General features: G+C 38.1%; 7 protein-coding genes and 1 rRNA gene. 1 reads left to right on the top strand and 7 read right to left on the bottom strand.

Going from position 1 to position 10,693, the window contains the following annotated elements; genetic code table 11:
• Positions 1-333: 333 nt before the first annotated feature.
• Positions 334-4,485, bottom strand: a complete 4,152-nt coding sequence (locus LQE94_RS16095) for an MBG domain-containing protein (RefSeq protein ID WP_240578194.1) — start codon at positions 4,483-4,485, stop codon at positions 334-336.
• A 198-nt stretch (positions 4,486-4,683) separates the two neighbouring features.
• Between LQE94_RS16095 and LQE94_RS16090 the strand changes: the two genes are divergently transcribed.
• Positions 4,684-5,403, top strand: a complete 720-nt coding sequence (locus tag LQE94_RS16090) for a LytR/AlgR family response regulator transcription factor (protein WP_240578193.1) — start codon at positions 4,684-4,686, stop codon at positions 5,401-5,403.
• A 15-nt stretch (positions 5,404-5,418) separates the two neighbouring features.
• Here LQE94_RS16090 and LQE94_RS16085 read toward each other — a convergent pair whose 3' ends face one another.
• The 6 genes from LQE94_RS16085 to LQE94_RS16060 form a co-directional block, all read right to left on the bottom strand.
• Positions 5,419-6,066 carry an ABC transporter ATP-binding protein gene (locus tag LQE94_RS16085; protein ID WP_118689120.1) on the bottom strand — a complete coding sequence of 216 codons (648 nt, stop codon included), beginning with the start codon at positions 6,064-6,066 and terminating at the stop codon, positions 5,419-5,421.
• A gap of 53 nt (positions 6,067-6,119) precedes the next feature.
• On the bottom strand, positions 6,120-6,923 hold the full coding sequence (locus tag LQE94_RS16080; protein ID WP_240578192.1) for an ATP-binding cassette domain-containing protein: 804 nt from the start codon (positions 6,921-6,923) through the stop codon (positions 6,120-6,122).
• Positions 6,923-7,759, bottom strand: a complete 837-nt coding sequence (locus LQE94_RS16075; RefSeq protein ID WP_240578191.1) for an ABC transporter permease — start codon at positions 7,757-7,759, stop codon at positions 6,923-6,925. The genes LQE94_RS16080 and LQE94_RS16075 overlap by 1 nt, the downstream gene beginning before the upstream one ends.
• 2 nt (positions 7,760-7,761) lie before the next feature.
• Positions 7,762-8,700, bottom strand: a complete 939-nt coding sequence (locus tag LQE94_RS16070) for an ABC transporter permease (RefSeq protein WP_240578190.1) — start codon at positions 8,698-8,700, stop codon at positions 7,762-7,764.
• Positions 8,701-8,817: 117 nt separating this feature from the next.
• A complete protein-coding gene (locus tag LQE94_RS16065) occupies positions 8,818-10,365 on the bottom strand; it encodes an ABC transporter substrate-binding protein (protein ID WP_240578189.1) in 1,548 nt (515 codons plus the stop codon).
• A 241-nt stretch (positions 10,366-10,606) separates the two neighbouring features.
• Positions 10,607-10,693: ribosomal RNA gene (locus tag LQE94_RS16060) — 23S ribosomal RNA — on the bottom strand; the annotation flags it as partial.

Here is a 10,693-nt window from a genome sequence, read left to right as displayed (position 1 = left end):
GACATGCGTTTTAGTAACTGTTATATATAAACAAAGGGCGAAAAGCTGATTTTTCAAGCCTTTCGCCCATCATTATCATAGAAGAATCTAATTTACAGACTTTTCTTCATAGTCTCAAAAAAGCATCTGCGACAGCAAATAACCTCATGATATAGATACATCAGGCGCCAGAAAAGTAAATCCTTCATCATTCCACCTATTTCAATCACGATACACCACAAAGCAAGAAAAAGACTATGCAATCCAGCGAATTGGAGTCGGGCTTGCCCGACGAAGTTGAGCAGGAGTGCACAGTCTTTTCTTGCTTAGAGTCCGTCGTGAACTAAATAGCAATCACTTCCTTTTTCTTTTTATAAAATAACCTACTCCACCTATCACAACAAGTGCCCCTGCCATTGTAATAATCCATATCCAGCTAAAGGTATCTCCTGTCTTTACTTTTTTCACTGGTTTACCTGGTGTTGCTTTTGTATCAGGCTTTTTCGTATCTTGCTGCTTCATTTCTTCTTTCTTCACAATCTGGTATTCCATCTGATATTCCGAGTCTTCTCCTTTGAGAACATAATTATCACGCTGTTCGCCAGTCATTCTGACAATATTAGCTGTGTATTTTCCTGGCTTCACTGCATTTCCACCTTCTACAACTGCTTTACAATCATCCTTAAACAATACACCTGTAAATTCTGCTGATACATTTGCTTCTTTTCCTGTATATACCACTGTTCCATCTGTGTTCCATGCAACGCCTAATGGTTTTGGCTGGATGCGCAGTGTTCCCGGTGTTAAAGACACTGCGTAATTTGCATTGCCTGCTGCCAGCGGAGTTTTTTCTACTATATTATAGGAACCTACTTTGCAGTTTTCCTTTTCTCCATCTCCAGCTGTCAATGTAACCTCAATGTCAAGATTCTCTGTCTGATCTTCTCCCGCCAGATTTCCGTCTATAATTGACCACGTATATTCTGAGATTGTCTTTCCATATTCCTTTTCCGCACGATCCGGTCTAATCACAAGTTTCCTTGGCTGGACTGTTACCGGAAGCGTTGACGTAACCGTTTTATAATTCGGATTAGATGGTGTAAAAATCATCTCATGTCCACTCTGATTCTCTGCCACTGTAAGTACTACTGTATCATCAGCAAACCTAAACTCACCTTCTCCTGACTGACCGGAAAGTGTTGCTTTCTTTAAACTGTCTCCATATGTCACCGTTATATCAGGAAATGTTACGCTTGGATCGGCCTGCAAAATCTCGTATTCCCACACATGTATCCCACTTGTTCCTGAAAGAATGTAATTCGCATTTGTCACACCTATTGCAACTGCTTTGTATTTTCCTACTTCTGTACATTCTGCATTTAACAGTTTTTTTATCTCACAACTATCATTTCCCAGAAGACTGTCAGATTTAACCCTTGCCTCTATTCCACATGCATTTCCTGTATATGTATACTGAGTTTCAGCATTCCATACTAGAACAGCTTCTTTTGGAGATACATTCAAAAATGCCGGAATAACTACTACATCATAATTTGTGTTTGTTGCATTGTCTTTCTGAATAAGATATTTCCCTACATCACCATATATATCTAAAATTTCATCCCCATCTTTATCTGTCGTGCTTCCACTGAGAATATTTTCAGGTTCAATTGTCGTTGCTTTCAAAGTTAATCCCAGACTGTCCATTGTATCTCCCGGAAGAAGCTTTGCTTCTTCTGAAGCACTGATTGTAAATGTGAGATCTGCAGCTGTCAATTTTTCTCCGTACATTTTTGCTTTCTTATCAGCACGAACCACTATCCTCTGTATACTACTTCCGGCTACCGCACTACTTTCTTCTGCGACACTTACTCCCGAACCGTTTTCTTCTATATTCCCTGCTACTGAACCACTTTCCACCGCATTCTCTGTTACTAAACTGTTTTCCAACACAGTATTTTCTGACGCTGTTACGCTCACCGGATTGACAACCAGATCATGTTCTTTCAAATGAATCCACTTTACTTTGAAACCACCTACTGTCTCTGGACAATCAATTTTATAAATTCCCTCGTCAATCACTTCATTTAATGACTGACCTGTTTCCTGAACCTTCATTTCATTAGTAACATTTGCAAACAATGTTTCTAGTTCCTCTGCTTTTATAGTTTCTGCCGGTACAATTGCGTACGCCATCTTAGGTATTTCCCCATAAGAAATCTCTTCGCATCCGATATATGCTGTGATTACTTCTGTTTTCTTCACTGTTTTTACCGGAACCTGCATCGTAACATTTTTATATGTTTTATTATCTGTTGGTTGAAAGATAAGTTCAAATTTCGTCTGATTTGCTACTTCCTCATCTGTCACAACATGATCTGCATCTTTGAATAACCATTTTCCGGCCGGAGCACCTTCTATGCCTTTCAAGGTTGCTTCTGCCAGTGTCTGTCCACATTCTACTTCTATTTCCGGTATTGGAAGCTTTGGCTCAAACTTCATGCCAAAGTTTGTCTCATAAATTAATCTGGACATAGGCTCATTAATAAAATTCAACATCATCATTCCAAGATATCTGCTGTCAATACAGTTGTCTTTATCCTCAAATAATCTCGGATTAATTTCTTTTGTCAGCTCCAAAGGAAATCCACGTGCACAAGAGGTATAATTAAATACCCATGAATTATAGTCTATCGGATGACTTTTATCCTGTTCTGTCGTCTGTTGCATCGTTCCTAATATGTAATCCCATTTTACAGAAGCGAGCAGGCCTTCATAAGTATTATAGGCATCCTGGATATAGACATGATTAATACCATCATCATATCTTTTGTATGCATATTTATAATCTCTATAACTGACTTCATCCCAATTTGTAATATTCAGTCCCATCGCACGTACAAGCCAGTCCTCTGAATAGCTCTGACTCAGCTCAAATCTTCGCATAAATACAATTTTTCCACGAGCTTCTTTCATTGATGGAATATTTCCGCCAGTATAAACATGCCCTGCATTGTTTTTTATAAATTCAGCAACTGCATGTTCCAGTCCAACAACGGAACCATCATCCGGTTTTACTGTAAGAATGATTGTTTCGCTTGGGTGTTTTTGCAAAAATCCAAGACTCGTATCAAAAATATCCTTCAATGTAAGATCATTTCCATATTTATCTTCACACTGTATCCTATCCCCACCATGTATAATCATGACATCTTGTGCTGATGCATCATCTTTTTTTGCATTTCCTCGAATGTCGAAGCTTCGTGCCCCTACATTTAACTGTTCACTATAATAAAGATACTGACAAGAGGTCATAGAAATATAAGGAAGGGCATCCTGAAAAACCGCAGCAGTTCCTGAGTCATGTGTTGCCGGAATGTTCACTGATGAAAGCAGCGCATCATCCGGGATTTCTGCCATCCATTCGTCTGCGTAATTATATTGTGTCTCACTATTGCTTCCTTCCAGAATTGACAAGTCTACAAGTGACGCTGTAGGACAAAGCAACACATCATTGTAGGTTTGCCCGTTTATATACATACCGTTTCGGGCATTCTGGATTTTATATGTTCCATCATTCTGTCTAAAGAAACGCCATAATTGACTGGTGTTCTGGTTTCTATCGAAACTTTCTTTATCCCAAATATTGACCGGAGTATTGTTTCGCCCTGATTCTCCCATAATATCCAGAGCATACCTTGTATCTCCCTCTCCATCTGAAATTGCTTCAATCCGATATGCATGATACTCCGGATACCAGACTAGTTTCCATTTACTGGCGATTCCCATCTTTTTAAAAAGTACTAATTCTCCAGGCAATGATGTATTCCCTTGTCTGTTGATTGCTTCCAATGCTCCTGCCTGGTGGATTTCACAAACTGCTGTGGTGTCTCCTTCTGTTAAAACCTGGGTTTCTTTTCCGGTAAGCGGAACTACTGATTTTGTGACTATCCAGACCTTTCTGTCTTTTTCTTCTGTCTGAATGATATTTGGATTATTATTGTTTAGTTTCCCTTCGTAGCCAATCCATTTTCCACTTTTTCTATTCTTTATATAATATCTTTTGTTTCCGTTCACATCATCTCCGAGATAATAAAATGCAAATTGACGATGTTCTTTTCCTTTCACTTTGCTATCACTACTTTCCCATAAATGTAGCTTTGCACCGCTCTTAGTACTTTCATGTTCTACGTCTACAAAACGATCAGTTCCATTCACCTTAATATGTTTAATTCCATACCATCCGTTTTCTATCTTATCCAAACGGAAACGACAATTATTACCTTCACCGGTATCCAGATGTACATCATTTCCTTTCTCTGCAATATTATCTACGTTCCACCGATATCCTGTATTTTCTTCCAATGTAATAAATAATTCACTGTTCGTCTCCATATCTGTAGACATACTTCCACTAGAATCCGCTGCTTTTACGCTAAGCGGAATTTCTGTAAAAATCATCATCCCCATCAAAAATACTGCCAGTATTCTTTTTATTTTTTCCATTTAGCTTTCCTCCTTGCCCGTATTATTTGCTTTCTGACATTCATATTTACTATCATTATATTTTTGACACCGTTTTTATCAATATTGTTGGCACGAATTGTCAGAAAATGGCACGAGTCGTTATTCTGTGGTATACTAGCATTATGTCAAGATTTTCGTATCTGTTCTAAACAGATACAAATTTGGGGAGGATTTCGTATGACAATTGCTATTGTTGATGATATTGCAGAAGAACGTATTCTGCTACGAAAACGATTAGAAAAGATTTTACTTCAGAAAAATATAGAATTTCATTGCTGTGAGTATGAGAACGGAGAGGCCTTTCTTGAAGCTTCAAAAAATCAAAACTTCACAGTTTTATTTCTGGATATTTATATGGATGGTATAAACGGAATTGAGATTGCAAGGAATTTTAGAAAATTCAATAAAGACTGTATGTTAATTTTTACTACCACATCACGAGATCACGCGCTGGAAGGTTTTCAAGTCCGTGCTATGCACTATCTTGTAAAGCCGTATAGTGAAGAGGATCTTATTTCTTTGTTCGATGAGATTTTATCCCGGATTCCGGCTCCTGAGAAAATACTTGAGCTGAAAATAAACGGAAGCGACCTTCAGGTGCCGTTCAAGACAATTATTTACGCAGAACATTTTTCTCATATGATCCGCATTTTTACAACAACTGGAAAAGAACTTGTCATCCGACAGTCTTTTGGAACATTTACAGCTCCGTTAATAGAGGATTCCCGCTTCTTTATCTGCAACAGAGGGACAATCATTAACATGGAACATGCAGTTGATTTCGACGGAACGATGTTTCTTATGGATAACGGAAGTAAGATTGGCGTCAGTCGTGAACTTAGCAAGTCAGCACGCCAGCATTTTATGGATTACCTATTCCAAAAGGAAGAGTTTTAGTCCATACACTATTTATTAGATTTCCCTCACGACACCATCCTTAAGATACAGCACACGATCACATATCATGTCCACCACATCCAAATCGTGTGATACAAACAAATAACTAATCCGTTCTTTTTCCTGCAACTCCTTCAACAGTTGTATGATTTGTGCCTGCACAGTTACATCTAATGCGGAAAGAGGTTCATCTGCCAGAACAAACTTCGTCCCGGTTATCAATGCCAAGGCAATGCTGACACGCTGTCTCTGACCTCCACTTAATTCTCTTGGATATCTGCTGTAAAATTCTTTCGGCAAATGCACCAGCTCCAGCATTTCTTCTGCTTTTTTTCTTCGCTCTTCTTTTGACCTTTTTCCTTGTATTTTCAAAGGTTCTTCTAAAATCCAGCCTATCGTTTTTCTTGGATTCAATGAACTAAACGGATCTTGAAAAACCATCTGTGGCCGATTTGTATAATGCATGATATTCCCTTCGTAATCCTTCAGCAACCCGAGAATACATTTACATAATGTCGTCTTTCCGCTTCCGCTTTCTCCTACGAGTCCGACTATCTCACCTTCATATAACGTGAAGGAAATATCATTTAGAATCTGTTTTCGCACTTTACCATCTTTATAATAGGCATTCACGTTACTCAATTCCAATACTTTATCTTGCATCCTATTTCCTCCTCCATTTATATGCATTTTCTACTATATGTAACATTATTTTTCTATTTCAGCACTATTTTTCTCTTTTGTACACGCGTAGGAATTGCTTCTATCAACTGCTTTGTATATTCATGTTGTGGGTTTTTAAATATTTCTTCTGTTTCTCCCTCTTCTACGATTTCTCCATTTTTCATTACGACCACTCGCGAACAAATTTCATTTACTACACGTAAATTATGTGAAATGAATAAAATACTCATCTTGTATTTTTGATTTAACTTCTTCATCAACTTCAGGATACTTTCCTGCGTATTTACATCTAATGCAGTTGTCGGTTCATCTGCAATCAACAACTTTGGTCGGCACACGATTGCAGCTGCGATCATCACTCTCTGACGCATACCGCCCGATAATTCATATGGATATTTTTTTATCAATAATTCAGGATTTTCCAGTTCCACATCTTCCAATGCTTTTAATACTTTTTCCTGTCTTTCTTTTTTGGACATATTGGTGTGCAGCTTCAATGCCTCTTCCACCTGTCGCCCTATTTTCATCGTTGGATTTAAAGAGGTCATTGGCTCCTGAAATATCATACTAATATCATTTCCCTGAACCATTCTCATCTGTTTTTCATTTAATTGCAGCAAATCCAGATTTTCCAGATAAATGTTTCCGCTATCCAGAAATGCATGTTTTTTTAACAATCCCATCACAGTCAGAGCTGTCATTGTTTTCCCTGAACCAGATTCTCCGACAATCCCAAGTATTTCCCCTTCCTTTACGGAAAAAGAAATTCCCTTTACCACTTCCTGTCCTGCTTCCCGATCTTCGAAACGAATGGTAAGATTTTCTACTTTCAGCATTATCTTCCACCTCCAAATTGATCTAGAATCCCTTCTCCTAACAATCCAACTCCAAGAACAAGTAATACTAAAAATAGTCCTGGAAAAATTGCACACCACGGACCACTTGCCAAATAAGTCTGTGATTCTGACAACATTCTTCCAAGTGAAGCATCTGGTGGCTGTACTCCGATTCCCAGATAACTAAGCCCTGCTTCTGCTAAGACTGCATTATTAAATCCTATTGCTATCGCTGATAATAGTGCCGGCAAAATATTAGGCAGCATGTGTACAAACAAAATCCGTGGTGTCTTTACGCCGATTAATTTTGCACTGATCACATAATCAGCTTCACGAAGCCGCATATATTCGCCTCTTACTACACGTGCAAAACTTGGGATAAATGCAATCCCAAGTGCAATCATAACTTTATATTTTCCTGTCCCTGCAATACTGATTATCACAAGTGCAAGTAATACACTTGGAAATGCTGCAACTGCATCATTAATCCTCATTAATGCCTCGTCAAACCAGCCGCCAAAATAACCTGTCGCAGCTCCTATAATAATCCCTGCTCCGCCACCGATTATAATGGTTCCTAAGGCAATTAGTAATGTACTTCCTGCCCCGCTTAAGACACGGCTCAACACATCTCTTCCAAATTGATCTGTCCCGAACCAGTGTAACAGGCTCGGTCCCTGCAATTTTAATGATCCTTGCATCGCATCCGGATTGTATGGCGTCCATAACATGCCAATCAAAATAAGAACAAACATCACTATTGTGATTGCCAGGCCTGTTGCATAATTGTGTGATATATTCTGTTGTCTTTTCTTTTTCAAACTTATTTTCTTCATATTTATATCTCAATTCTCTTATCCAGTACCTTGTACATTAAATCTGTAATCATATTAATAACAAGTATCACTACTGCAATCAGTACAATAATCGCTTCTACTACAGGATAATCTCTCTTAGAAATAGATGAGATCAGTGTTCTCCCCATTCCCGGAATCCCAAACACCTGCTCTATTACAATGCTATTTGCAATAATATCTGCAATTGCTACTCCTAAAAATGTAATAACCGGAAGGATTCCATTTCGAAAGGCATGACAAATCAGTACTCGCCCCGGACTGTTTCCTCTACTAAATGCTGTTCTTACATAATCCTGATGCATTTCTGTGATTAAAGAATTCCGAAACATTTTTATTGTCATTGCAGCCTTTGGCAATGCGATTGCCAAAGATGGTAATATTAAATATCCAATAAAATCACTCACGCTTTCTGTATAAGAAACATAATCTCCCGGTGTAAAGAAGTGAAATATCAAACCAAATAACACCGTAAATATAATCCCTATAAAAAATGGAGGTATCGACATTGTGATCTGATTAAATATTAGGAAAAAGCGATCAATAAATCGATTTTCATACCGAACGCTGAGCAAACTGACTGGTACTGTCAATAACAAAATGAATACAAATGCGATCACTGTCATTGCTATAGTAATCGGTATTTTATCTCCAATCATTTTCGAGACAGGTTCCTGATAATAATATGATGTTCCCATATCACCTTTTAGGAAATCTGTCACCCATTGTCCATATCGTTGCGGCAAAGGACGGTTTAATCCCATCTCCTCCCGCAATGCCTGGACCTTACTCTCTGTTGCCTCTGTCCCGAGAATTGTTCTGGCCGGATCTCCCGGAATGATTTCAAAAGCAAGGAAGGCAAGCATACTGACAATTAATAATGCGATTATAAGACCTGTAATTTTTTTGATTACGTATTTCATACTTACCCTCCTGATATAACATCCGGCAATCTGTTTTTGCCAGATTTACTTTCTTTTTTATCTAAAATGTCCTTGTCATTCTTTCTGTGAAATGCATGTCATTCTGTGCATGACATATTATTCTACAGCATACATTGTAGACATATCCTGCACATATAATGGATAAAACTTGTAACCATCAAATTTATCACTGATTGCTACCAGATTTACCAAATCCTGAATATATACATTTGCTGCACGCTCTGCCAAAATTCCTTCCAGCTCTTTATACAACTCTGTCTGCTTTGTATCATCTGTCTCTGCGATTGCTTTCTTGAATACTTCATCATATTCTTTATCGCTGAAATTAATAAAGTTTCCATGACCGTCTGTTGTAAATCTTTCCAGCATTGCTCTTGCTGTCAGTGCTGATGCATCTACTCCGACCACTGTTGACTGGTAATTTTTGTTTGAATATACATCCTCCAGCCATACTTCCCACTCTACCGGTTTGATTGTCACATTAACACCAATATTCTTGAGTTCTTCCTGGATGATCTGTGCTGTATCCACATGTGGCTGATCTGCTGAGCTTACTGTGATTTCGAGATCAAATCCATCCGGATATCCTGCTTCTTTAAGCAGTTTCTTTGCCTTATCATAGTTCTGCTCATAGTAATTTGTATACTTGTCGTCAAAATATTTCTTCAGACCCGGATACATGCTTGTACCCACACGAACACCTTTTCCATCTGCCATCATATCCATGATTTCATCCGGATTGATTGCATAACAAAGAGCCTGTCTGACTTTTTCATTATTCAAAGGCTCTACAGCATTATTCAAATACAATGCCTGTACAAGGTTCATTGTTCCTTCTTCAATATGGAATCCATCTTTCAATTCTGCTGCCTGGCTTGTTGTCAGACGCATGACCATATCAATGGAACCTCCCTTTAAGTTTGTTATCAACATATCTGCATCCGCAACAATCTTAAATTCCACTTTATCCAAATGTGCTTTTTCACCCCAATAATCTTCATTTTTCTCAAGAATAATATTTTCCTGCGGATTGCGGGATACATATTTGAATGGGCCTGTTCCCACTGGATTTGTTGCCAGTGTATCAGCAGAATCCTTCGGTACGATTGCTGTTGTCATATATGCCAGAAATTCTGTATTTGGTTCTGTCAGACAAACCTCAACAGTCTTATCATCCAGAATATTTACACTGTCAATAATAGAATACGCCGATACTAATGGACCTCCATTAGAAGTATCGGCGCATCGATCGATCGAATATTTTACATCATCCACTGTAACTTCATTACCATTATGAAATTTCACACCATCACGCAAAGTAAATGTATATTTCTTTGCATCATCTGAAATTTCATAACTGCTTGCTACAGCTTCTACTAAATTTCCGTCACTGTCTGGTTTTACCAGACCTTCGTAAATATTGAATAAAACCTCTTTCGTTCCTGCCGATACTGCCGTATGTGGGTCAAGACTGTCTAAATCCTGGGATATACCTACTTTGATGGTTCCCCCTTCGACTGGTTTTCCTGAAAGTTCATTCTCCGTCTTCGACTTGGTCTCTTTCTTATCACCTGAACAACCTGTCAGTGCAATAGAAACAGCCATTGTGAACACTAAAAGAATACTTGTCACTCTTCTTTTCATGTGTTGTCTCCTTCTTCAAATAACCTTCATTATTAAATTGTCGAATTTATTGTACGTTATTTTCATATGAAATACAAGTTTTTTCCTAAGTACAATTTTAATCACTTATACCTTTTCTTATCTTTTAGTATACAAAAAAAATGCTGAACAACCAAAACTGTCATTCAACATTTTTATTTCACATGTACCTTCAAAACTGCATACAAAGTTTTTTTCATCCATCTTGTTCCTATCACCTGTTCTGGTTATGCCCTCGACCTATTAGTAACAGTCAGCTCCATGTGTTACCACACTTCCACCTCTGCCCTATCTACCTCGTCGTCTTCAA

The organism is Mediterraneibacter sp. NSJ-151, from assembly GCF_022487435.1.
In the GTDB taxonomy this organism is placed as follows: Bacteria; Bacillota; Clostridia; order Lachnospirales; family Lachnospiraceae; genus Schaedlerella; species Schaedlerella hominis.
Note: the sequence above shows the minus strand (reverse complement) of the source record. Positions and strands in the feature narration are given on the sequence as shown.